This is a genomic window from Psychrobacter sp. CX10, assembly GCF_057621575.2.
This window is the reverse complement of record NZ_CM177736.1, coordinates 1,537,260-1,562,364: the sequence shown is the minus strand read 5'-3', so window position 1 is coordinate 1,562,364 and position 25,105 is coordinate 1,537,260. Positions and strand designations below refer to the sequence as shown.

23 protein-coding genes are annotated in these 25,105 nt (G+C 37.6%); 5 read left to right on the top strand and 18 right to left on the bottom strand.

The features are described 5' to 3' along the window. Positions 1 to 2: 2 nt before the first annotated feature. From AC21OH_RS06340 to AC21OH_RS06330, 3 genes are all read right to left on the bottom strand, one after another. Positions 3 to 353 carry a hypothetical protein gene (locus AC21OH_RS06340; protein ID WP_487370726.1) on the bottom strand — a complete coding sequence of 117 codons (351 nt, stop codon included), beginning with the start codon at positions 351 to 353 and terminating at the stop codon, positions 3 to 5. A 69-nt stretch (positions 354 to 422) separates the two neighbouring features. Further along, positions 423 to 746 (bottom strand): hypothetical protein, encoded by a 324-nt coding sequence (locus tag AC21OH_RS06335; RefSeq protein WP_487370725.1) that lies wholly within the window; start codon positions 744 to 746, stop codon positions 423 to 425. Between the two features lie 245 nt (positions 747 to 991). Beyond that, positions 992 to 1,438, bottom strand: a complete 447-nt coding sequence (locus tag AC21OH_RS06330; RefSeq protein ID WP_487370724.1) for a DsrE family protein — start codon at positions 1,436 to 1,438, stop codon at positions 992 to 994. A 334-nt stretch (positions 1,439 to 1,772) separates the two neighbouring features. On the opposite strand from AC21OH_RS06330, the gene AC21OH_RS06325 reads away from it, so the two are divergent. From AC21OH_RS06325 to AC21OH_RS06310, 4 genes are all read left to right on the top strand, one after another. Then, on the top strand, positions 1,773 to 3,275 hold the full coding sequence (locus tag AC21OH_RS06325; protein ID WP_487370723.1) for a glycosyltransferase family 4 protein: 1,503 nt from the start codon (positions 1,773 to 1,775) through the stop codon (positions 3,273 to 3,275). Between the two features lie 405 nt (positions 3,276 to 3,680). Further along, positions 3,681 to 4,214: a phosphatase PAP2 family protein gene (locus tag AC21OH_RS06320; protein WP_487370736.1), complete on the top strand. Its 534-nt coding sequence runs from the start codon at positions 3,681 to 3,683 to the stop codon at positions 4,212 to 4,214. A 142-nt stretch (positions 4,215 to 4,356) separates the two neighbouring features. Continuing rightward, positions 4,357 to 7,329: a bifunctional [glutamate--ammonia ligase]-adenylyl-L-tyrosine phosphorylase/[glutamate--ammonia-ligase] adenylyltransferase gene (gene glnE / locus AC21OH_RS06315; RefSeq protein ID WP_487370722.1), complete on the top strand. Its 2,973-nt coding sequence runs from the start codon at positions 4,357 to 4,359 to the stop codon at positions 7,327 to 7,329. 155 nt (positions 7,330 to 7,484) lie between these two features. After that, positions 7,485 to 8,414 carry a branched-chain amino acid transaminase gene (locus AC21OH_RS06310; protein ID WP_487370721.1) on the top strand — a complete coding sequence of 310 codons (930 nt, stop codon included), beginning with the start codon at positions 7,485 to 7,487 and terminating at the stop codon, positions 8,412 to 8,414. 348 nt (positions 8,415 to 8,762) lie between these two features. Here AC21OH_RS06310 and AC21OH_RS06305 read toward each other — a convergent pair whose 3' ends face one another. The 7 genes from AC21OH_RS06305 to AC21OH_RS06275 form a co-directional block, all read right to left on the bottom strand. Then, positions 8,763 to 9,821, bottom strand: a complete 1,059-nt coding sequence (locus AC21OH_RS06305; protein ID WP_487370720.1) for an NAD-dependent epimerase — start codon at positions 9,819 to 9,821, stop codon at positions 8,763 to 8,765. A gap of 81 nt (positions 9,822 to 9,902) precedes the next feature. Beyond that, the gene (gene rfbC / locus AC21OH_RS06300; protein ID WP_487370719.1) at positions 9,903 to 10,475 is read right to left on the bottom strand and encodes a dTDP-4-dehydrorhamnose 3,5-epimerase; all 573 of its coding nucleotides are present in this window, start codon (positions 10,473 to 10,475) and stop codon (positions 9,903 to 9,905) included. A gap of 57 nt (positions 10,476 to 10,532) precedes the next feature. Continuing rightward, on the bottom strand, positions 10,533 to 11,438 hold the full coding sequence (gene rfbA, locus AC21OH_RS06295) for a glucose-1-phosphate thymidylyltransferase RfbA (RefSeq protein ID WP_487370718.1): 906 nt from the start codon (positions 11,436 to 11,438) through the stop codon (positions 10,533 to 10,535). Next, a complete protein-coding gene (gene rfbD, locus AC21OH_RS06290; protein ID WP_487370717.1) occupies positions 11,431 to 12,339 on the bottom strand; it encodes a dTDP-4-dehydrorhamnose reductase in 909 nt (302 codons plus the stop codon). Before rfbD ends, rfbA begins: the two co-directional genes overlap by 8 nt. A gap of 33 nt (positions 12,340 to 12,372) precedes the next feature. Further along, positions 12,373 to 13,437, bottom strand: coding sequence for a dTDP-glucose 4,6-dehydratase (gene rfbB / locus AC21OH_RS06285; RefSeq protein ID WP_487370716.1), 1,065 nt, complete (start codon positions 13,435 to 13,437; stop codon positions 12,373 to 12,375). 93 nt (positions 13,438 to 13,530) lie between these two features. Continuing rightward, positions 13,531 to 14,340 (bottom strand): acyl esterase, encoded by an 810-nt coding sequence (locus AC21OH_RS06280; protein WP_487370715.1) that lies wholly within the window; start codon positions 14,338 to 14,340, stop codon positions 13,531 to 13,533. Between the two features lie 13 nt (positions 14,341 to 14,353). Continuing rightward, positions 14,354 to 15,292: a hypothetical protein gene (locus AC21OH_RS06275; protein WP_487370714.1), complete on the bottom strand. Its 939-nt coding sequence runs from the start codon at positions 15,290 to 15,292 to the stop codon at positions 14,354 to 14,356. 210 nt (positions 15,293 to 15,502) lie between these two features. Here AC21OH_RS06275 and AC21OH_RS06270 point away from each other — a divergent pair, with 210 nt between their 5' ends. Then, positions 15,503 to 16,381: a glycosyltransferase family 2 protein gene (locus AC21OH_RS06270; protein ID WP_487370713.1), complete on the top strand. Its 879-nt coding sequence runs from the start codon at positions 15,503 to 15,505 to the stop codon at positions 16,379 to 16,381. 82 nt (positions 16,382 to 16,463) lie between these two features. On the opposite strand, the gene AC21OH_RS06265 is transcribed toward AC21OH_RS06270, so the two are convergent. The 8 genes from AC21OH_RS06265 to aspS all read right to left on the bottom strand — a co-directional run bounded on the left by AC21OH_RS06265 (position 16,464) and on the right by aspS (position 25,022). Next, on the bottom strand, positions 16,464 to 17,081 hold the full coding sequence (locus tag AC21OH_RS06265; protein ID WP_487370712.1) for a YrbL family protein: 618 nt from the start codon (positions 17,079 to 17,081) through the stop codon (positions 16,464 to 16,466). 50 nt (positions 17,082 to 17,131) lie between these two features. Then, a complete protein-coding gene (locus AC21OH_RS06260) occupies positions 17,132 to 17,911 on the bottom strand; it encodes a glycosyltransferase family 25 protein (protein ID WP_487370711.1) in 780 nt (259 codons plus the stop codon). 68 nt (positions 17,912 to 17,979) lie between these two features. Then, complete coding sequence (locus AC21OH_RS06255; RefSeq protein WP_487370710.1) at positions 17,980 to 18,744, bottom strand: glycosyltransferase family 25 protein; 765 nt, start codon at positions 18,742 to 18,744, stop codon at positions 17,980 to 17,982. 81 nt (positions 18,745 to 18,825) lie between these two features. Beyond that, complete coding sequence (locus AC21OH_RS06250) at positions 18,826 to 19,995, bottom strand: nucleotide sugar dehydrogenase (protein ID WP_487370709.1); 1,170 nt, start codon at positions 19,993 to 19,995, stop codon at positions 18,826 to 18,828. Positions 19,996 to 20,138: 143 nt separating this feature from the next. Continuing rightward, a complete protein-coding gene (locus tag AC21OH_RS06245) occupies positions 20,139 to 21,134 on the bottom strand; it encodes a Stealth CR1 domain-containing protein (protein WP_487370708.1) in 996 nt (331 codons plus the stop codon). Between the two features lie 79 nt (positions 21,135 to 21,213). Then, complete coding sequence (locus AC21OH_RS06240) at positions 21,214 to 21,933, bottom strand: glycosyltransferase (RefSeq protein WP_487370735.1); 720 nt, start codon at positions 21,931 to 21,933, stop codon at positions 21,214 to 21,216. A gap of 243 nt (positions 21,934 to 22,176) precedes the next feature. Then, entirely contained in the window at positions 22,177 to 23,100 is a 924-nt protein-coding gene (locus AC21OH_RS06235; protein WP_487370707.1) for a lysophospholipid acyltransferase family protein, read from the bottom strand. 101 nt (positions 23,101 to 23,201) lie between these two features. Beyond that, the gene (gene aspS, locus AC21OH_RS06230) at positions 23,202 to 25,022 is read right to left on the bottom strand and encodes an aspartate--tRNA ligase (RefSeq protein ID WP_487370706.1); all 1,821 of its coding nucleotides are present in this window, start codon (positions 25,020 to 25,022) and stop codon (positions 23,202 to 23,204) included. Between the last annotated feature and the right edge of the window lie 83 nt (positions 25,023 to 25,105).

The window sequence follows — 25,105 nt, the reverse complement described above, 5'->3', positions numbered from 1 at the left end:
TACTATACTTTATTAGAGTCAAGTGTAATGACCCGGTCAATCTCATGGGTCAATACTACCCACTCTGTATCCGTTAACGATTGAATGTTTTTGAATTGTAAGTTCACTTTAGCGCTCTCATTTAAATGTTCAATATCGTCTTTTAGTATGTACATCTGTTTGATGTCAGTAATGTCATTAACAAATTCGTCATCATAATTAATGTCTTCTATATACGCTTTAATCCAATCGATGTAAGCTACCGTTTCACCCAGTAGTAATAGACTATCGCCAGATTGCCATAACGTACTCATATCCTTAATTGTGGATTTCAAATTTTGCATATCGGAATGAAGTTGGAATAATGTTGGCATGATGTTTTCTTTTTAAATTTAATAAAGTTTGAGATTTAATTTAACAAATAATTCGATAAAGCTTCAAATTTAAAATGAAAATACGTGATCAAATTTACTCGAATCAAAATCCTCTGGTATAAAATCTACTTGCTGTGCAATCTCGTTTGGCACCATTCCCATTACCCAGCTGCTAAAGACATCATCAGGTAGCCAAGCAGGCGGCATATCGTAAAGGTCTAACGATTTAACCATACCATGCAAACGGCTGCTTGACTGCATCAGAATTCCAAACACAGAGTTACCTAACATCAATTGAACATTTTGCTCAAAGGCCGCTAGTGTTAACGCTAAAGCACAGCCTTCATAAGTGGCTAATTCAGTAGGCGTGGTGAGACGAATTAAAATACTCACAATAATTCCTATTATATTGGGGCGTGTTTTCAAATCGTACAATGATATTTAAATGGGCTAAAAATAGCTAAATCTAGTCATCCATCGTCAAATACCGGGTTAATATTATGATATTTTATTTGCTTTATTGTTTGTCTGACTGCGATTTGTTTTATTTTTAACACCATTTACAAAATGAAGACACGCCTTAATCCTAGCGATTAATTAATTAAAATATAAAACTATTTATATCGTTTATAAAAGGTCTAAAAGGTGACCACATAATCTGACTCAGCCAATAGCGTCGCCAATTCACCGAGTCCTACTAACTCAAACCCGTCTGCGATATTGCTACCCTCCAAATTATGACGTAAAGCATTCTCGTCATCTGTTATGCCTCGCGCTAAAGCGGTGCTCACACACACAGGCAGCTTTTGATCAAACTTATCGGCCAATTGAGTCCACTGCTGTGCGATATCTTCTACGTCCGCAGATTGCCAACGCAACGTGTTGGCAGTATGCGCGCCATTGCCATAAAAAAAGACTTTTAGTGGGCCCAAGTTGCTTACTTCATTCTGTGAAGCATAATTGGCATCAGGCGTATTTATTGAGCATTGAGCCTCTAAGAACGCTATAGCATATCGTAGCGCATAGCTAGCTAAAGGCTGGCTAGGGTCAGAGGTGATAAGTAATAAGGTTGAAGTTTTAGTCATAAAAAAATTTCTAAAATAGGTTTAATTAGCTCAAGACAATGTCAATCATAAAAATTCAGTCATATAAGCATACTTCAAATTCTTGAATACAGCACATCAATTGCGTATATGGCTACAGATTGTCATAAAACTGTGATTAAAGCGCCATAAAAGTGTCAAATCAAGGGTATACAGTATATATAAATTAAATATATTAGGTGTCAATATCTATAAACAAGCACATTAATATGAAACAAATAACCGTATTATAAACTTGTTCAATATGACTTAACCTTTAATATATTTAAAACTCATCAACTGCGTGAGTTATAAAATAACTTAAGTGAGTGTACCCATGGATACGTTTTATAAGAATATGACTATTAAGAGCTACCATTCAAATGCAAATCAAAGTGCATATAAAGATGCCATTAAAGGTTCAAATAAAGGTGCTAATCAAACCGCTAAAAATTTAAATTCTAAACATTTAGATACTAGCAATGCGGCGAAGAAACATTCCGTTCATAATTTGGCCACGAGTTTTGATTCAGCTAATGCACATGCAAACGACATTAGTGCGTCAGCAAATAATAGTCAGAGTTTAACCAACATTTTAACAAACACTTTAACCAACAATGAAACCGATTCTAGACCGATACATATTCTGCTTGTTACTGAAACGTGGTTGCCTGATATGAATGGCGTTGCCATGAGCTTACAACGCTTGACCAAACAAATGGCAGATATGGGAAACCGCATTAGCTTAATCAGACCCAAACCTATGCATGACGGTGTTGCGCAAACTAATGACAAAAAAAATTCCCATGAAATTTCGGATTCAGCGACCTCAAATCCGCAATCATTTATTCAAAATGATATTCAGGTCAAAGGGGTTTCAATTCCTAAATATTCGAGCTTACAGTTTGGATTACCGTCATATTTTACGATTAGAAAAGCTCTAAAAAGAATTCGACCTGATATCGTGCACATTGCAACTGAAGGCCCATTGGGATTAGCCGCCTTAATGGCAGCAAAAAGTTTGCAGATACCAGCCACAACGGGATATCACACACAGTTTCATGATTTTAGTGAACATTTTGGCTTTGGTATTTTATCAAAGCCTCTCATGACGTATTTTAAATGGTTTCATAACGCATCAAAAGCCACGTGCGTACCGAGTAACAAAACACTTAAGGACTTAGGGGCGCTAGGGTTTAAACGCTTGTATGAAGTAGGTCGGGGTGTGGATTTAGAATTGTTTAATCCAAAACACCGTAGCAATCAATTGCGTGAGCAGTGGGGCGCCAATCAACATCATACAGTATTGGTTATGGTGAGCCGTTTGTCTCCTGAAAAGGGCATAGATGTTGTTATCGAAGGGTTTAAAGCGCTACAACGTACCCAATTACAACGTGCCATCAAATTAGTGATAGTAGGTGATGGGCCCGATAAGTCTCGTCTTGAAACCTTATCAAATGGTAGTCAAGAAGATATTATTTTTACTGGGGCACAAACTGGCCATAATTTATCAGAGCATTATGCTAGCGCCGATGCATTTGTATTTGCAAGTCAAGTAGAAACATTTGGCAATGTCGTCATTGAAGCCATGGCAAGTGGATTACCTGTCTTTGCTTTTGATGACGCCGCAGCGGGTATGCTAGTCACGCAAGATAAAGGCAAGCTTGCCCCAAAAGGCGATAAACAAGCATTTATCGACATGGTAGCCAGTCTTCCAAAAATGCAGCAATTAAAACAACAAGGTGGTAACGCGTATAACAGTGTACTGGGATTCTCATGGCAACGACCTGCCGAACAAATGCTATCTATGTTTGAGCAGTATGTAACGATTAAATTATAGCTTGATGGATTAAAATTCTTGATATGTTAATAGTTTCAAACCCAGTGCGTTTATAAATACAGTGAAAATTTTTGAAAACCGATTAGCTTCACAACTTAATTTGATGTTTTCTAATCAAATGTCACTTATTAAAGGTTCGTCTTATAAACCGTTCGCCTTTATAAATGTTAGAAGCTTCAAAGTTAAATTGTTCAAAGTTTCACTTGTTTTAAAGTTCAAATTTTTAAAAAGTTCAGCTGTTTAAAAAGTTCAGCTGTTTTAAAAGTCAAAGAGGGGAAAAACATGAAACTTAAAAGCGGGCCATTAGTAAAAGATAAATACGAAGCTACAATACAACCAAGCCCATTATTTACTTTAATTTCTAAAAGCCCTACGTTAACCGTTTATGCCAATCATTTTGTCTCTATGGATACCAGTTTGTGTATACATATTAATCAGTATTCGACAAACTACGGGATAGCCACATTCTTTAAATTGATAAGCCGCCTAGGAGATGGATGGTTTTGGTATGTGATGATGATCACTGCGTTGCTGTTTAAGGGTACAGCAGCGATTATCCCACTAACTGTTACAGTATTTATTAGTCTCATAGGACTGGTTTTATATAAAGTGCTAAAAGTCAAAACGGTAAGACCAAGACCTTATCAAGTTCATCAGGTCATCGTATTAGGTGAGCGGCCTTTAGATGTCTTTAGTTTTCCATCAGGGCATACGTTGCAAGCAGTGTTATTTACGTCAACATTAGGCAGTTTCTATCCAGAATTATTACCCATCATGCTTCCTTTTGCCATACTAGTGGCACTATCAAGAATGGTACTTGGATTACATTATCCCTCTGACGTTATTATTGGCGCGGTATTAGGCTACACGTTATCATTATGGGCAACTACCATCCAAATGTACGTGATGCAAACAGCGCTATTCTCAAGTTTCATATAAATTCAGTACGACATTCTGATAACTTATAAGTAATTTTAATTGAATTAAAAAACCAAGATTAAATATTTTAAAACAGGAGATTTTAAATAAATTTAAACGAAGAGTCATCTTGTCTCTATCAGTTATGTGGTAGGCTTATCATATGTTTGAACCTAAGGAGCCGTATCACATCATGTCATCAGATAACTATTCAACGCCCGAGCATAATGTTCCTCAGCATGAAAAGCTTCAGAATAATGATTCCAAACTTAACGCTAAAGCGACCTTAAATAGCACCTGTCGTATTAAGACGCATCAAGGTAACTTTACCGCTGATCAGATTACTATTGAACACCTTAACACCTTAAAACTCGCCAGCCCTTTTGCTTATCAAATCTTTGAACATAAAAAAACTATCTGTGAGAATTTCATTAATAGCTATCCTTTAGGGGAGGCATTAACGCGTCAGCAGATTAATGATTTGATAGATGATTACACTTTAGATGATGATATGAATGGAGGACTAGAACGAGCAGATGAAGCAGGGGTTATGAGAGGCTTGAGGCGTCTGCGGGAGTTGTTAATGCTGCGCTGGATATGGCAAGACGCCCTTGGGATAATAACGCTTGAAGACGTGACGACTGAGTTATCAGACTTTGCAGACTGCTGTATTGTGTTTACCAAACACTATGTATGGGATCAGTTAGTTCAGCGATATGGTCAACCAACTTTTATTGATAATGAGGGTAACTTACAAGTTGATGACATGGCAATATATGTGATGGGGAAGCTTGGCGCCTGCGAGCTTAATTTGTCGAGCGACATCGATTTGATATTTGTTCACCATCAGCGCGGTGAAACAGATGGCGATAAAGATAAAGGTACTAAGTCTATCGCTAATAAACGCTTTATGGCACGTTTAGGTCAAGGTATTATCAAAATTCTAGATGCCAATACCGCAGAAGGTTTTGTATTTCGGGTTGATATGCGTTTGAGACCTTGGGGCGATGGTAGTGATTTGGCAATTCATTTGTCGGCATTAGACAAATATTTCTCAGCACATGGCCGTGCTTGGGAGCGATTTGCATGGCTAAAAGCACGTATTGTGAATACGGTGAGTGATGACTTTAAGTGTAAGCTTGATAACATCATCATGCCTTTCGTCTTTAGATATTACGTGGATTATAGTGCGTTTGCAGCGCTTAGAGAAATGAAATCGCTTATCAATAATCAAGTGGCTCAGCGTGAAGATTTGGACAATGTTAAGCTGGGTGCAGGTGGTATACGAGATATAGAGTTTGTGGTTCAAGCGTTTCAGCTGATCTATGGTGGACGTCATACCGAGCTGCAAGTTAGAGCCTGCTTAAAAGCGATGCGAGCATTAAATCAGTTAGATTTTATTGACGACACTACCTATGAACAGCTAAAAGAAGCTTATAGATTTTTGCGGCGCGTAGAACATGGTATTCAAGCTATTCATGATCAGCAGACACAGCGTTTGCCAGATAATACCGAATTACAGAAAAATCTAGCCATTACTTTAGGATTTAACCACTGGGATGAATTCATCAAGTGTTTAAATTATCACCGACAAAATGTGCATGTGCCTTTTGATCGGATGGTGACTGAGCGTCAAACTCCAGACACTGTTGATACACTGAATGTCGATATAGAGAATTTGGATGATATTTTAAATGATGAAAATAAAGCCAAATTACAACAGTTTTGGGACAGCAAACTGGTTGCAAATCTAAGCGAGGAAGCAAAACAAAGGTTGGATGATGCCTATCCCGTACTTGCTCATGCCTTATTGGTACATGATAAAAAGCAAGGATTGGCTAATGTGGCACTGCCAAGGTTGCTAAACTTACTTGAAGCCATATGCCGTCGATCTATTTATCTTGTCATGCTTGCAGAAAACCCAAATGCGACGGTAAATCTCATCCCTATGCTGTCTGCAAGTCCTTGGATTGCTGGCGAGCTCACGCGCTATCCGGTGTTACTCGACTCCTTTTTGCAGCAGCGATATCGTCACCTGCCTGATAAGCAAGAGCTATCAAATATTTTAAGGCAACGGTTATTGCGAGTTGAGCCTAATGATGAAGAGCTTTTATTAAATGTATTACGTCTTTTTAAGAACAATCAAGTATTGGCAGTGGCAGCCAGTGACGTGATTGCTGAACGGCCGATTATGAAAGTTTCGGATTCGTTAACTGATATTGCCGAGGTTGTATTAGAGTTTACGTTAGAAAGGGCGTTCTCAGAATTAGTAAAGCGTCATGGCTATCCTATAAACTTACAAGGTGAGTCGGTAAATGAGGCGCATAATGGCTTTGCGATTATAGGCTACGGTAAGCTTGGCGGTATTGAGATGTCATATACCTCTGATCTTGACTTAGTGTTTATTCATCAGATCAATGAGCAGGCCATGACTACAGGCGCCAAACCTGTCAGTGGTATGAAATTTACAGCGCGATTGGCTCAAAAGCTCATGACCTATTTGAACACGCATACACGTGATGGCCGTGCCTACGAGATCGATATGCGGCTTAGACCCTCAGGCAATGCGGGCATGATGGTGGTATCGAGTCGTTCCTTTGAGCGCTATCAATTAGAAAAAGCATGGGTTTGGGAGCATCAGGCGTTAGTACGCGCCCGTGCAATTTGTGGCGATAGACGAGTTATGCATTCATTTAATGAAACCCGTCATCAGGTTTTGACACGTAAACGAGATGTTGCAGACTTAAAACTACAAGTGATAGAGATGCGCGCTAAAATGAAAGATCATTTAGGCAGTAATCAACAAGCACAGCAAGCAGGTAAGTTTCATTTAAAACAAGACGCAGGTGGTATTGTTGATATAGAGTTTATGGCACAATACGGTGTATTAGCTCACGCACATGATTATCCAGAATTAACCAAATGGAGTGATAACGTCCGTATTCTCAAAAGTTTGACCGATTCTGGTGTTTGGGACTTGGATACTTGTGAGAAGCTTACTCAAGCATACTTAGATTTGCGATCTGAGATGCATAATATCGCACTGGCTAATAATGATGTGATCGTCGATTCAGATAAATGGTCCAAAACTCGTGAGTTTGTTATATCAAAGTGGAATGAAATTGTTGTAAGATAATGCGTTAAAAAATTTTGAATTATAAATTGATTGAGTTTAATTCTAGACAGCCACCAATCTTAAGTTATTATCGCTTAAGGATTAGTTACTCGTTTAGCAAATGATATACTTTTAAATCTGAACTAAATTAAAATCTATAAAATGGAAGAATCTATATGAGCATGGCAACAACTGATGGAAAGCTTTGGTTAAATGGCGATATGATTGACCAACCAGATGCAAAAATTCATGTATTAACTCATAGTTTGCACTATGGCATGTCAGTATTTGAAGGCGTACGCGCGTATCAATCAGATGACGGACGTACTGCTATTTTTAGATTAAATGATCATACAGATCGATTATTAGGCTCTGCAAAGATTTTTCAAATGAAGGTGCCGTTTGATAAGACAGATTTAAATAACGCACAAATAGAAGTCGTTAAACAAAATAACCTTGAATCTGCTTATATACGTCCACTGATATGGGTAGGCGCAGAAAAACTAGGCCTTTCATCGACAGATAATAGTATTAACGCGATGGTCGCAGCATGGAAGTGGGGCGCCTATTTAGGAGAAGAGGGTATCCTAAATGGTATAAGGGTCAAAACCTCTTCATATACGCATCACATGACGAATGTGACAATGTGCAAAGCGAAAGCGGCGAGCAACTATCCTGTATCAATCATGGCCAATCAAGAAGTGACGCGTAATGGCTATGATGAGGCCATCTTAATGGATCCTCAAGGTTATGTCTGTCAAGGCTCAGGTGAGAACTTATTTTTAGTTAAAGATGGTGAATTACATACCCCTGATCTTGCAGGTGGAGCATTAGATGGCATTACCCGCCGAACCATTATGACATTTGCCGAAGACTTAGGTATCACAGTTAAAGAGCGTCGTATCACACGCGATGAGTTTTATTTAGCAGATGAGATATTCATGACAGGTACGGCAGCTGAGGTTACGCCAATTCGTGAATACGATGACCGCACCATTGGTAATGGCGGACGTGGCGAGCTCACCGAAAAAATTCAAAGTTTATATTTTGATGTGGTGCATGGTCGTAATGAAAAATATATGGATTGGTTAACTTATATCGACTAAATGACTATTAAATAACTATCAAATAGCTATCAACTAATTAGTCATACCTTTTTTGATAAATTACTAATCTTTTTCAAACTCGCTGAACCGGCAACTTATACCGTTTGCACTTGTATTACTCGATATGTTAATTTTCAGATTTGGTATTCATTATCGAATTTAATAATAATATAACTGACCGAGCACCAAGATGGTGTTCGGTTTTTTTGTACATTTAAATCGTTTAAAAGAGTAGCGGTATAGTCAAAAAAATCCAAAATAGTTACAAGTCAACCAAGTGCAGGTACTACTATAGTAGGCTTAACTAGGTTAACACCGTAACCGTTTAGTATTTAGCTGACTATAGTTTTAAACCGAATAATAATGGCGATACCAAGCTACAAACTTACTAATACCCTCTTCTAAATCTGTATTAGGTGCAAAACCGACATGGTCTTTAAGCGAAGAGGCGTCAGCATAAGTCGAGGCCACATCACCCGGCTGCATATCCATCATGACTTTTTTAGCTTCAGCACCAAGATTTTTCTCTAAAATTTCAATAAAAATCATTAGGCTCACAGGTGAGTTGTTGCCAATGTTATAAATTCGATATGGTGCAGAGGAGGTCTGAGGCTGAGGAAGCAGCGGATCAAAAGACGCTTCATCGCTATCTGTCACTGGATTGTCAATAATAGCAACTACCCCTTGAGCAATATCTTCAACATAGGTAAAGTCTCGGCTCATATTACCGTGGTTGAAAACTTTGATAGGGCGGTCATTGGTGATGGCATCTGCAAATAGCATGGGCGCCATATCTGGGCGCCCCCATGGACCATACACGGTAAAGAACCTAAGCCCTGTACATCTTATGCCAAATAAATGTGCGTACGTATGCGCCATCATTTCATTGGATTTTTTTGTGGCAGCATATAATGATACAGGGTGATCGGTATGGTCGGAGGTTTTGAACGGTTGTGACTGATTTAGTCCATATACTGAGGAGCTGGATGCAAAGCATAAGTTAGTCACGTTATGCTGGCGGCAGCCTTCTAATATATTCAAAAATCCAACAATATTTGCTTCTACATATTGATGGGGATTTTCCAATGAATATCGAACGCCAGCTTGTGCTGCCAGATGACAGACGACATCAAACTGATGATTTTTAAATAAAGCTTCCATAGATTCACGGTCTGCGATATCCATTTTGATAAAGTTAAAAGTCTTATCTTTAGTGGTATAGGTATTTTTAGTGTCAGGCTCATTAGGTAAGGTAATACCTAGCTGGTTTAATCTTGCATGTTTTAATGATACGTCATAATAGTCGTTCAGGTTATCAATTCCGATGACCTGATCGCCCCGTTCAAGTAATATTTGACAGACATAAAAGCCGATAAAGCCTGCGGCGCCGGTTACTAGTATCTTCATTAACAATACCTATTTAATAAGGAGGGTAAGCATGTATAACTTAGCTTTAAAACGATATAATTCTTACGTATATAGTAATAACTAAAAAACGTCGGAATTATCTATCGCTTGTTTAAAGCTAGCGCCATTTCTATCCTTATCAGTAAGTTTTAATTCTAAGTTCTGTGCCTGCCAGTCAATTGATAAGGTGTTATCATTCCAAACGATACTGCGTTCGCTTTCGTTATTATAATAGTTTGTAGTTTTGTATAAAAACTGGGTATTGTCTTCTAAAGCTAAAAACCCATGAGCAAAGCCAGCAGGGATCCAGAGTTGACGCTTATTATTGCTACTTAACTCAACGCTAACCCATTGACCAAAAGTAGGAGAGGTGCATCTTATATCAACTGCAACATCTAAAACTCTGCCTTGTACTACTCTAACTAATTTCCCCTGTGCAAAAGGGTCAAGTTGATAATGTAGACCGCGTAGAACGCCTGCCTGTGACATCGAATGATTATCTTGAACAAATTCAGGTACAGTCAATCCACGTTCATGCAGTGCTGAACTAAATGTTTTTAAGTTGAAGCTTTCCATAAACCAGCCACGGTCATCTCCAAAAACCTTAGGTTCTAAAATCAATAAATCAGGTATTTTAGTTTCAATTATATTCATAAGTTCAACAATTTAGTCATCTGTAAAGTTTTGATTAAAGGAATTCTATGTATAAAATCAGCTTGTTTTTTCTTCATGTAATTTTAATAAATACTGACCATAGCCAGTCTTTTTGAAAAGGTCAGCACGCTCAAGTAGCTGATTGGCATCTATCCAGCCATTTAAAAAGGAAATTTCTTCTAAGCATGCAACTTTAAGACCCTGTCGATGTTCGATGGTCTGAACGAATTGACCTGCATCGAGCAGTGAGTCATGCGTCCCTGTATCGAGCCAAGCAAAACCTCTACCCAATAGCTCAACATCTAAAACCCCTTTTTCTAAATAAGCCATATTTACATCGGTAATTTCAAGCTCACCACGATGTGAGGGTTTGATATTCTTTGCAATCTCTATCACTTCGTTATCATAGAAATATAGGCCAGTTACAGCATAGTTAGACTTAGGTTGTGCAGGTTTTTCTTCTATACTCAACGCCTTACCTGTACTATCGAAGTCTACGACTCCAAATCGCTGTGGATCATTGACGTAATAACCAAAAACGGTTGCACCATCTGTCTTATTATTAGCTCGACTTAATTGATCACTAAAGTGCTGACCGTAGAATATGTTATCACCTAGGATTAAGCAGACATTATCATCGCCGATAAAGTCTTCACCCAAAATAAATGCCTGAGCTAGACCGTCAGGTGAGGGTTGAACTTTATATGACAGTTTGAGGCCAAGCTCACTACCATTCCCAAGAAGTTTCTCGAAATTAGGTAAGTCTTCAGGTGTCGAAATTATCAGAATCTCATTAATACCAGCCAACATCAAAACGGATAACGGATAGTAAATCATTGGCTTATCATAGATAGGCAACAACTGCTTAGACGTACCCATGGTGATGGGGTATAAACGTGTTCCCGACCCGCCCGCTAAGATAATACCTTTACGTTTGATCGAAACAGATTCTAAATTACTCATAAATTAACTCCTGTATTACTTGATTGACCCCTAACTTCCAATCGGGGATATGTAGATCAAAATTATGTTTTAGTTTATGAGTATCTAAACGCGAGTTTAAGGGTCTATTAGCAGGTGTTGGATACTGCGATGTGGCTATAGGTTGAATATCTTTAATTCTTAAATTTAATTCCAGTTTATTCGAAATCTCTAATATATAATGTGCATAATCATACCATGAGATCTCGCCATCAGCGGCTAGATGGTAGTGCCCGATAAGATTCTTTTGTTGGGAGCTGGATTGAGAGAAGTAATGACGGATAGCATGGGCAGTTATATCAGCAATTAAAGCGGCACCTGTCGGCGCACCAATCTGGTCAGAAACAATATTTAAAGACTCTTTTATTTGAAATAAGTTTAACATTGATTTAATAAAGTTATTACCATGCGCACCATACACCCAGCTGGTGCGAAAGTTCAGAAATTTACATCCGCTATTTTCTATAGATAACTCACCGTTTCTTTTACTCATACCGTACTGATTAACTGGAGAGGTGGTATCTGATTCAGTCCATGGTTCAGCGCCACTACCATCAAAAACGTAATCAGTAGAATAGTGAATAAATAAGCTTGAATATTGATTGCATAAACCCACTAGATTTTCGACAGCTATGTGATTAATCAAGTTGCTGTTTTCGACTTCTTGCTCAGCTTTATCAACAGCAGTATATGCCGTTGCATTAACAACGACATCAGGTTTTAATGATTCGAAAAGCTTACGGATTTCTTCAAAGTCAGTCACGTCACCAGACAGTCCGTTTTTCAACTCTCGGCTAAGTGCAATAACCTCTCCTATAGGCTGTAATGCACGTTGTAGCTCCCAACCAACTTGTCCGTTTTTACCCAGTAATAATATTCTCATGAATTGCCTTTATTGCTTTAAAACAAATAACTGTTATCGATACTGTTTTTCTATCCAGTTTTTATATTCGCCACTTTGAACATTTTTCACCCAGTTTTGATTGTCTAAGTACCATTGAACAGTTTTAAGCAAACCCGTTTCGAAACTCTCTTGAGGTGTCCAGTTGAGGTCTTTTTGAATCTTGCTTGAGTCAATAGCATAACGTAGATCATGCCCAGGACGATCTTTAACATAGGTGATTAAATCAGTGTAATTGGAGACGCCTTTCGGTTTATTAGGAACAAGCTCGTCCAATAACCAACAGATAGATCGTACCACGTCTATATTTGTATGCTCATTGTGACCACCTATATTATAAGTCTCAGCAACTTTTGACTCAGTAGCGACTAATAGTAGAGCTCTTGCATGGTCTTCAACATATAACCAGTCTCTTATTTGCTGACCATTCCCATATATAGGGAGTGGCTTGCCTTCAATAGCATTCAAAATCACAAGTGGTATAAGTTTTTCAGGAAAATGATAAGGTCCGTAGTTGTTAGAGCAGTTAGTAATGACGATTGGTAATCCATAGGTTCTATGCCATGCTCTAACTAGATGGTCTGAACTGGCTTTGCTAGCAGAGTATGGAGAACTTGGAGAGTAGGGAGTTGTTTCGGTAAATAAGTCATCTGTCCCTTCCAAATCTCCATAAACTTCATCAGTAGAAATATGGTGAAAACGAAAGGTATATTTTTTATCATCAGTCAGGGTCTCATAATAATGACGTGCAGACTCAAGAAGGGTGTGAGTACCAATAATATTAGTTCTCATAAACTCTGCAGATCCATTAATTGAACGGTCAACGTGTGATTCTGCTGCTAGATGCATAATAATATCGGGTTTAAAATCGTTCATTAACTGCGTAATGGATGGTTGATCGCAAATATCAGTTTTTGAAAATTGATATCGCGGGTTATTAGAAATCTCAGCGAGCGATCCTAAGTTTCCAGCATAGGTGAGCTTATCAACGTTAAGGACATTATGTGTTGTATCCTTTATGATATGACGAATGACAGCGGAGCCTATAAATCCAGCGCCACCGGTTACTAGTATGTTCATTTTATGACCTTTCAATTTTAAATAAAAAGTTCAATGGTAGTTTTAATTACAACTTGAATGATTGCTAAAACTTTCTGTGATTCCCATGTTCTTTTAGTTAGATGCTTTATCAGCTCGCTTTATTAAACTACGAAAGAATTTGATAGCTCTTGGGTTCTTATTAAACTTGTTTAACCATTTAAAAGGTGTGCCAAAAAAAGAAAAGCACACGGCAGGTAGATACGCAAACTGTCTACGTCTTCGTATTAAGTCGGTATAATTATCTTGAGCTTTAAAATAATTATTATCAACATTACCCCCGCTTTTATGTAGTAAATGAAAGTTTATAACATAAGCATTAAGTCCTAAGTATTTAGCATTCTGACATAAATCCAATGCATATAAGTGAAAGCCATTTAGGGCAGCTGAGGAGGACGCTATTTGATTTTTTCGATTTATAACAATAAAGTTCTCATCAAGACTTTCAACTAAAAAAGGCATGTTCTCAACCCTTTTGGCACAGTTGATAGAGTTAGGGTCAGTAATCCTTGAGGCAGCTTTACCATGAGGGCTTTTACCTGCATTGCCTGCTAATACCCAGTTTTTATCTTTCTTTTCTAATTCAAATAACCTTTCATCTAGAACAGATTTCGTGTCAAAATTAAATAAAATATCTTGGTGACAAAAAATAAGATATTCCCCACTTGACTCTTTCAATGCTCTATTGATCCCATTAAACCCATCAAACTGATTCGAAATTTGATTATCAAAATATAAAAACTCGACATCATCAGTATTAAATCCAGCTCTTTTAGCGCTATCTACCATTTCCATGTACTCTTCATAACGAGTCACTAAAGTACAAAAGGTATATTTTTTTTCAAACTGAATTGGGTTTTCTATCTTGGTGGGGTGTAAACTCATTCTATCTCCAAAACTATAGGTTGTTGCTCTCTAAAGACGTTAGTTTTTTCTTAAGATTAAAAGGTGCTTTTTTAAATACTCTTTTTAAAGCAGAGTTAGATAAGCGATTTAATGTATCGTGTCTATAAATTTGTACATTTGGCTTCAGCCTATTTTGGATAATTTTAAACCCATTATAAACCAGCTGAATATCATCTTGCCTAGCTTCCCAGTCATCAAAATAGCTTCTATTTTCTGAAAAATAGAAGTCTGACTCTAAGTGAGTTAGACTATGGCTGCCTGGAAAAGGGAAATTATAAGCATAAGGTTTAGATAAGTAGCTTGGATTCATCAATAAAAAGGTATTAATCAGTCTTTCAAAAATAAAAGGATAAAAACTCGCCTTGGTGTTATAACGTGTTTGTGAAAAATACAGAGCTTTTTTACTCTCGGTCATCCCTTCTATGGCATTGTCCAAAATACGTACAAATGCGACAAACTCATCTAAGAATACTTTTGTAGCAACCCAATAATTACAATAAACGGTATTAGAAATATTATTTCTGTGTAATGCATGAATGTTGAAATTAACATTGGCTGTTTTAAATAACTCTTGGGTAAGGTTTTTAACTCCAGGGTGTCTGGAATCTGCATTTTCCCAAACATTGAAGTCTATATATACTGTAGCTGGGAAAGGGTTGAATAGATATATATCGTATTGAGGATTATCTAAAATAAAGGATTCTACTGCTTCTATCGATAGCCCTGTTTTGTCACTAAATTTTGGTGATAATAAAGCAAAGTAATCATCATCCTGCGCTTTAGACACGACGTCATCATAAAAACGGATTAAATGAGCAATCTCGCGTTTATAAAATTCAGGATTATTACGGCAGTCATAAGCCTTGAGACGGGAGTCTAGATCAGGCTTTGAGTTATCATCGTACCAAATTTGATAAATGTTCAAATTCATTTAAAAGCTCAATTCAAATGTTTAATAATAAAAGGACGTACTTTCTAAATATAATCAGTCTAACGTTCTAAGAGATTGGAATCCAGCAATATTAAGTTAGACTATAAAACACACAGTATATCTCTAGTAATTATTGAATTAAGACTTCTGAACTTATACTAATCCATAAAACCATATTAAATATACTTATAGTATTAAGAAGAGAACAGTATGAAACTATCATTATTAACAGTCAATTATAATACAGAGAAATATCTTGAAGCACTTTTAAAAAGCTTGAAACAGCAAACGATGCCACCTGAAGACTTTGAAGTAATTATTAGTAATAACGTACAAAACAATAAACTTGATCAAATGATTGAAAATAATGATTTTGGAGAGTTAAATATCAAGGTCATAAATATGGATGATAATATCGGCTTTGGCAGAGCAACTAATGCAGCTGCAAATGAGGCAAAGGCTGAACATTTACTTATCATCAATCCAGATATTTTTATGACACATAATAATTACTTGCTGTCAATGTATGACTTTATACTTGAGACACCTAACTATGGCATTATAAGTAGTAAGATTCTTAATGATAATGGACGAGACGGGTGTGATCATTACAGTTATGAATTCTCAGAAAATTTTGGTTTTAAAAATGAGATATGTTGGATTGAAGGATCTTTAATGTTCATTAGTAAAGATACATTTAATCGAGTTAATGGATTTGACGATGATTTTTTTATGTATTCTGAAGATGTCGATTTAAGCTATCGAATCAAAAAGCAAGGGTTACCCCTTATTAAAAATGAAAATTTAAGTGTCTATCATAAATGCGGTGCCAGTGAGCCGAACAATGATTACGCTTTCTATCATAGATGGTATAAATCAAGAATTTTGTTTATGCATAAGCATTACTCAGAAGAGAAGTTCAATAGTTTTTTAAAAGATTTAGATAGGAAGCTTAAGCTGAAAAAAATTCGCTATAACGCATTAGGTGTTTTTTCTGATAATTACAAACATAAAGTCTTAAAGACGCAAGTAATGCAAGACATTGTTAATAAAACTATGAAAGAAAGTCCTAGCTGGTTGTATCAATAAAGGACGATTTCAGTAAAAATCAATTTATAAACAGGTTCTGTATAAAGGGTTTTTACTTAACTAGAGCAACCAATTTAATGGTCTAAATGCCAAGTTTACGCTTAATCTTCTCTTCTACCTTGCGAACATTACGAGTATTTATAGACTTGCTAATGGCTCTAAATGGAATAACGAGTTTCTCACCAATCCCGTCTACCAATACGAACTCAGGGCGGTTTTGGCGCGATTCGGTATACATAATACCGCCTATATTCACTTCACCAAAAACAACGTGATAATCAGAGCAGTCATCAAAAAACTTATCAAGCGCTTGTCTTTGCTTCTCTTTAAACAATCCCTGATTAACCACTTCTTCTAAAGTTAATGATTCTCCTGATGGGCTGATAACTTTTTCAGTAACTAAGCCTAAGCCCATATCAGTACTAATAAAGCCATAAACGGTTTCAATAGGAAAAATGAATTGTTTGTTAGCATAACTACTTTTGCATAGCTGCAGGTACTGGAGTAACTCTCGGCGAAACTGACGATATATTCCCTGATGACGATTTGAACGTATAGGATGCTGGCTCGCTCGTCCTCCATCGGCAGTGGCATTTTCAGGTTTCATTAACTTAATAACTTTGTCAGACGCTTCTGGGTGTTGATAAACCAGTTTTTGAGTGCCTTGTCCTAATAGTTTGAGTTGTTCAACTTTAATCATTAAACATAAACCTTATACATGGAGTGGGTGAGTAGGGTTAGATCTACTCACTATTTAAATATAATTTTTTTCGCAAATAATTGTTTTTTAGTGTTCCTAACTAGCCTATTGGCTTCTCTTTGTAGCTTACTAAAGCCCTTTTTCTTTTCAAATTTGCGTCGCTCTTTGCGCTCAGCAGTTAACGAGCTTGGCAAACGAAGCTCTTTTTTATCATCTTGTTTTTTCTTAATTATTTTCTCTTGCTCACAAAGCGCTGGTAGCATTTGATACACGGGCTCATCTTGAGAGGTAATAAAGTCTGAAAAAATCATTCTATCTACAGGCTGGGCAGGATGGGATACAACAAAATCTAAAAGTAGTTTAGCGCCTTGGTGAGACAGAATGTAACCAGCCGCCCCTAAGTTTTTACCCTCAAGTATAGCGAGCTCTCGTTTGTTGGCTAGCACCTCGAAAGTTTTTGATGATAAGTATGCCTTTTTAGAAAATGCCTCAATTTTAATGATATTCCAGTCAGGCTGTATCCAGTTAGAATCAGTCAGCAGGGCTTCTGCATCTTCTCCTAAAAACACATCATCCTCAAATACCACTGCGTAAGGCAGTGACTCTTCAATAATCTTCTCCCACACAGCAACATGGCTCATCATACACGCAAGCTCAGTAGGGGTAAGGCTTGAATTATTATCAATATTTAAACGCTTAGCGTATTCTTTAGCTTGATCAGGTCGTAACGCATCAAAAAATTCATAGTTTAGAAGATGTTTACCAAATTCAGTTTTGATGTGTTCACGGCGCTCACTGGCAGAGTCTAAGCTTATTACGATTTTTTTCATAGTCATCCGTATCTTTAAAAACAGCTAAATTATTTATACTTAGCCAAACCAGTTTTAGTCTATTAAAACTAATACTTTAAGTATAAGTGTTTAACGGCAGCTGCTTTGTCTTGCAACATTCTTTTGTGTTTTTTAATAGTATAAGTGCTGTCTCTGCCTTCTTTTTCTTTACGTGAGATTTTTTGTGACGCTTGGGTCCCTAAGATGTCACTGTCTATTCCCATTGGGCTGATGACCGCTGGCCAAATACCTAAACCCTTACCATTTTGACTCAGCCATCTTTGAAAGAAAATATCTACTGGCATGCTAATAGGTTTACCTTGTTTGATAAAATGCTCTGCACCTTTACGTGACCAGATGAGTCCCAGACCACGGATAGGGAAGTAATAAGCGTGCCAAAGCGTATGCGAATCTACATTTGTAATATCTTTAGCCAGCTTTTTCTTTTTGGCAGCGATATTCACCAAGTACCAGTCTAGGCTAGGATGAGAATCTAGATAGGCTAGAGTTGCTTCAATGACAGGCTTAAAGTTGTCCGCCATTTTCATATCGTCTTCTAAAACCACGAGCATATCAGCATCAGTTTCTAAAAACTTCTTAGCACATTGATAGTGACTTAAATAACAACCAATCTCAGAGCTTAATAAGCTTCTGCCTAAGTTTTCGCGCGCTTTTTCATCGTCATAGTCTTCAAAATCAGACAGTGCTTTACCACGGCCATCAAAGGCCGGGAATCGCTCATAAGACCAGCCGATATTATCAAGCTGTTTCACAGAGCGCTCTAGACGCGCATCACTGCCATCTAAGTTGATTAAGTAGGTTAAAACTTTCATAGTAAGCGTCTTTAAAATATTAAGGGTAAACAGTTAAACAAGTATGCGGTATTTATCAAAAAAATTGAATGTAAAGACTTGCTATTGATCGTTACCGAATAAATCACGGGTAAATACCTTATGGGCAACATCTGATAATTCATCAGACATGCGGTTGGCGACGATAACATCACTCATAGACTTAAACGTATCTAAGTCTTTAATCACTCTTGAGTTATAGAACAAGTCCTCTTGTAAGACAGGCTCATACACCACCACTTCGATCCCTTTGGCTTTGATGCGCTTCATAACCCCTTGAATAGATGATGCTCTAAAGTTATCCGAACCGCTTTTCATAGTGAGACGATGAACGCCAACTATTTTAGGACGTTTAGAGATTATAGAATCCGCGATAAAGTCTTTACGGGTGCGGTTAGAATCCACAATGGCTTTTATGAGATTGCTAGGTACTTCATCGTAATTAGCCAGTAGCTGTTTGGTATCTTTAGGAAGGCAATATCCGCCATAGCCAAACGAAGGGTTGTTGTAGTGATTACCGATACGGGGATCTAAGCCAACACCTTCAATGATTTGTCTGGTATCCAGTCCATAAGTCTGAGCATAAGTGTCTAATTCATTAAAGTAGGCGACACGCATGGCAAGATAGGTATTTGAAAAAAGCTTGATGGCCTCTGCCTCAGTCGACTTAGTATAAAGAACAGTAACATCTTTTTTAATTGCGCCCTCAAGCAGTAACTGTGCAAATTGTTTGGCTTTTTCTGAGTCATCACCGATTATAATACGGGAAGGACAAAGGTTGTCATGAAGCGCTTGACCTTCTCGTAGAAACTCTGGAGAAAATATAATATTGTTACTGCCTAAGCGTGCTTTTAAGTCTTTGGTAAAGCCAACTGGGACGGTTGATTTAATAATGATAGTTGCCGTGTCGTTTGTTTCCATAATATCTTGAATAACGGTCTCGACACTTTTGGTGTTAAAGAAATTAGTTTTTGGGTCGTAGTCTGTTGGTGTTGCAACAATAATAAAGTCAGCATCTGCATAGGCTTGTTTGGCATCTAAAGTGGCTGAAAAGCTCAGTGCTTTATTTGCTAAAAAGTCTTCAATGTCTTTATCTTCGATAGGCGATATATTTGCATTTAATTGAGCTACTTTTTCTGGAAGTATATCGAGGGCAGTTACTGTATTATGTTGCGCCAATAACATGGCGTTGGACAATCCCACATAGCCGGTACCCACTACTGTTATGTTCATATTTATCCTTTGTATATTTTTTATTATTCTTATTATAGGGCTTTAGAATTCTGAATGATTTAATAACTCTCTATAGGTTTGTTTTTTTCATCGTATTCTTATTGCAATATGACTGGCTTATTACCACATTATTAATAGCTATTTTAAACGGTTTCTAATAGAGAAGAGGGTAGATAATCTTTAAACTTATGCACCATAGCTGTGGTAATATTTTGAGAGTTTTTTACTTTAAGCATATCTAGGCTCTGAATACAGCCATACTTGATTGAAGTGTTGTCTAGGTTTTTGATAAAGCTTTCGACACTGCGGTCATCCTTTAAATAATTTACTTCTATATCTGGCTTTAATAAGACTTCGTTGACTTTGATTTTAAGATGATTCATTAATGAAATCGGATTAAATTGATTAACATCTCTAAATTTGTATTGTATCTGATGCTGTAGAAGCTGAGGATTATCCAATAGGAAATTTTTTAAAATATTTTTATCAACGATATGCGGATAATGATGAATCTTAAAAAACTTAGTCATGCCAGCGGTTTTTGCCCCTAGCATTTGAGCCACAGTATGTTTAGGCTGTACAGGTTTACCCGTTATTTTCTGTAAAGACTTTCTGTACTCAAGCTTGGTGAGGATAGGTAGGCAACTGCGCCAATGACCATAAATGACCATTTTATTGTCGTCAATAAAATCATATAAAGAGGCGTTTTGATTAAAATAGAAGTCATCATTTAAATAGATAAAGTAATCGGATAAACCAGGTATATTCCACAGCATGGTTTCAATAGAACGGGTATTAAATGTTGGTAAGGCATCTTCATGACCAGTAAAGATGGTCTTGTGATCGATTATACGAATTTTTCCCGACTCGCAAATGCCCTGTGCTTCAAACTCGTCAATAAATTCTGGCTTTTGATTGTCAGTGACAATATAGATATGACGGCAAAAAGGGACGAATTTTAAGACTGACGCAACGTTGTAATAAATTTCATCATTACTAGCAAAGCGCGTGGCACTTATGGCATCAGATGCAAGCGTTGCTTTTTTTTGATATTGCGCGCGCTTATGTTTTAGCTTTGGGTCATTGCCATCTACCCACGCTATAACAATATCAATCGATCGTTGGCTAGATTGCGTCATAATAAGTCCGTTAGTATTACCAAGTAGGGGTGTTCAAATAACAAGTAAGGCAAAATCGATAGCTAATAAATAATAATAGCTACTGCCAATACTTTTTTAGCCACGGACTGGGTTTCACGTGACGATACCATTTCCCCCCGCCACCTTTAAGGGCATCAGGTGGATTAATTTCACCATGGAAGATAACGATTTTTGCGCCCTCAGGTAACCGTGGGGCTTTAACAAAGCTTAAAGGAAAGGGCTGTATACACTGGTACTTGAAGCTGACACACCATGATTTGTCCCAGTATTCTAAATGGTGATGCTCACGTAAGTAATTAGAGAGATAGGCTTGTTCATGGCGCACCTCAGCGCTGATTTTGGCAAAGTTTTGCTCAAAATTACTCAGTAGATTAGGGTAGGTATTTTGACCAATTTTAAAGCGATAGACTGAGCTATTACCCACCATTCGCCACGGCTTTTTCCAGTCACGGATAATAACCACGCTGTCTTCATGTTCAGCTTGGTACTCAAAAAAGGCATTAATGTTATCAACTATAACGATATCAATATCTAAAAATAACGCTGTACCATTTAGGTCGTATAATTCTGGCTTGAACGTGGTTAGCTTTTTCCAGCCACGCTCAGGCAAACCATCGGGTAAGTTCAACTCAGGAATAGGGTAGCAAGTCACATTGCTATTTATACCGGTAGCATCATCTGTTAAGCAAACCATTTCAAAATCTAAACTTAGGTTTCGCTTAACCATATTATATAAACGGTTAACGTACTCAGGACCATATTTGGTCCCCCATTTCATACAAATGATGTAGCGTTTTTGAGAGTTTGTCACTTTTAAATTCCAAATTAAGTGAATGCTAAAATATTTTCATAACTATGAGTAAGTTATATAATAGGTATGAACAAGTAAAGGTATTTAAGTCATCAATACAATATAAGGTATCAAATTGCCCGATTAAAAAATCTAATTTAATCTTTATAAAGATTCAACTTAATTATTCTTGATTAACTCTAATTACTTTTTCTTATTCAAATTAGTGTTCTAATTAAGCGGGTTGTTTTCAGCACGTTTTTGCAGATAAGCCTCGATATCAGAAGCCGACGCTTTGTAAGGGTTACCAAGATCAGGAACACGTTTAAAACGTCTATAGCTCCACATATACTGATTAGGACAGACGTTAATCATTGATTCCATTTCAGAATTTAAAGCATGGGTTGCTATGTGTAAGTCTCGTGAATATAGATCAGGGTTATCTAGCTTTATGCAATGAATATCAAATCTATTATTATTATTACGCAGACAAGTTAAACCGACCAATGCGCATTTGGTCTTACTCGCAAGCTTAGGCGCTAAGGTACTACTTAAAGTTTCTACATCAAAAAAAGGAACGACGACGCCACCAGAAGGCTGTGGTACATGGTCAGGTAAAATAATACTAAAGCCACCAGACTTTAAGGTTTTAAACAGAGCTTTGACACCGCTTGAATCTGTCGGCACCAGCTTAGCATTGAGACGTTGACGACCTTGAAGAATAAAATCATTCGTCATTTTGTGAGTAGTTGGCTTGTATAAAATAGTGGGGGAGCCATATTGATTAAGCCAGGCATTCATCATCTCCCATGTACCAAGATGAGGTACAATCGCGAGCATCCCATTTGGGTTGGCTAAAGCATCTTCTAATAAGTCTTTGTTAAAAACGTTGTCAATTTGCTTAATGCTCCATTCAGGCTGCATAGCCCAGCACTTAGCAGATTCAAAAGCCACAAGCACTTGATTTTTAATACTGGCATTCATGAGCTTTAACCGTTTAGATTTAGACAGCTCTGGGAAAGCAAGATCAAAATTAATCTTAATATTTCTTTTAAGTTTTAAATCAGGTATTAATAATATTATCCATGCAACAAAATGAGCCACTACTCTAATAACGGGCAAAGGCACAAATTTGAAGACATTCAATGGATTCATTCTAATTTACTCATAAATAAGGCGATAATCGGATACCGATATCGCCTTATGATCATAACTTACTGATATAAGGTCAGTAAATATAATAATATATATAGTGCTTAATTATTATAATCTTGGGCTTTGTTTTCAGCTTGAGCTTTTTCACGAATACGAATGCCTAGCTCACGTAATTGACGATTATCTACTTTAGCAGGCGCTTGAGTTAGAGGGTCCTCAGCAGTTTTGGTTTTTGGGAACGCAATCACATCACGGATTGAGCTGGCACCAACCATTAGCATAATTAGACGATCCAAACCAAATGCCAAGCCACCGTGCGGCGGCGCACCAAATTTAAGCGCATCGAGTAAGAAGCTAAATTTCTGATCTGCTTCTTCTTCAGAGATACCTAAAGCATCAAACACGGCTCGCTGCATCTCAACCGTATTTATACGTAGGCTACCACCACCGATTTCGGTACCGTTTAATACCATATCATAAGCGATCGAAAGGGCTGACTCTGGATAGTTTTTAAGTTCCTCAACTGAACCCTTAGGTTTAGTGAATGGATGGTGCATTGAAGTCCAATGACCATCGTCGGTTTCTTCAAACATTGGGAAGTCAACTACCCATAAAGGTGCCCATTCACAGGTTTCCATGTTCATATCAAGACCAATCTTGACACGTAGCGCACCCATGGCATCATTCACAATCTTCGCTTTATCTGCGCCAAAGAAGATGATGTCACCATCTTGAGCTTCTGTACGCTCTACAAGACTAACCAGAACATCATGACTCATGTTCTTAATAATTGGCGATTGTAGACCCGACTCTTTATCGACACCATTGTTGATGTTAGTCACATCATTTACTTTGATATATGCTAAGCCGCGCGCACCGTATATACCGACATATTTTGTATAAGCATCAATTTGCTTGCGCGTTAAAGTGCCACCATTAGGAACGCGTAGGGCAGCAACTCGGCCTTTTGGATCATTAGCGGGACCTGCGAATACTTTGAATTCAACGTCTTTCATTAGGTCTGCAACGTCGATAAGTTTTAAAGGAATACGTAAATCTGGCTTGTCAGAAGCATAGTCGCGCATTGCATCGGCGTAAGTCATACGTGGAAAGTTATTGAGTTCAACATCAAGCATGGTTTTGAATAGATTTTTAATCAAACCTTCGTTGATGTCCATGATTTGTTCTTCATCTAAAAATGAAGTCTCGATGTCAACCTGAGTAAACTCTGGCTGACGATCAGCACGTAAATCTTCATCTCGGAAACATTTGGCGATTTGGTAGTAACGATCAAAGCCTGATACCATTAATAGCTGTTTAAATAACTGTGGTGATTGCGGCAGTGCAAAGAAGTTACCTGGGCGTGTACGTGATGGCACGAGATAGTCACGTGCACCCTCTGGTGTCGCGCGTGTCAAGATTGGTGTTTCTACATCTAAAAAACCATTTTCATCTAAATAGCGGCGAATCGTTGAGGTCGCTTTAGCGCGAAATACCATACGTTCTTGCATCACCGGACGACGCATGTCTAAATAACGATATTTTAGACGTAAGTCTTCATTAACAGTTGTGTTTTCGTCATTCAATGGGAAGGGCGGGGTTTCAGATTTGGCTAAAACTTCAATCTCTTTACCCAATAACTCAACCTGACCACTGGTCATATTTTTATTTTCAGTACCTTCGTAACGTTTACGTACACGGCCAGTAATCTGTAACACATATTCAGGACGCGCGGCATCTGCCGTAGCAAAAGCCTCAGGGGTGTCAGGATCAATGACAACTTGCAATATACCTTCACGATCACGCATATCCAAAAATATAACCCCACCATGGTCACGGCGACGGTGTACCCATCCTACAATAGTGATGGTTTGATCTAATAGCTCTTCGGTTACTGCTCCACAATACTCAGTACGCATCATAAATGGTCCACTATATTAATTAATATTATAGAAAAAGGATCTAAATAAAATTCTTGCAAATAAGATGTTAGATTAGTTGCACA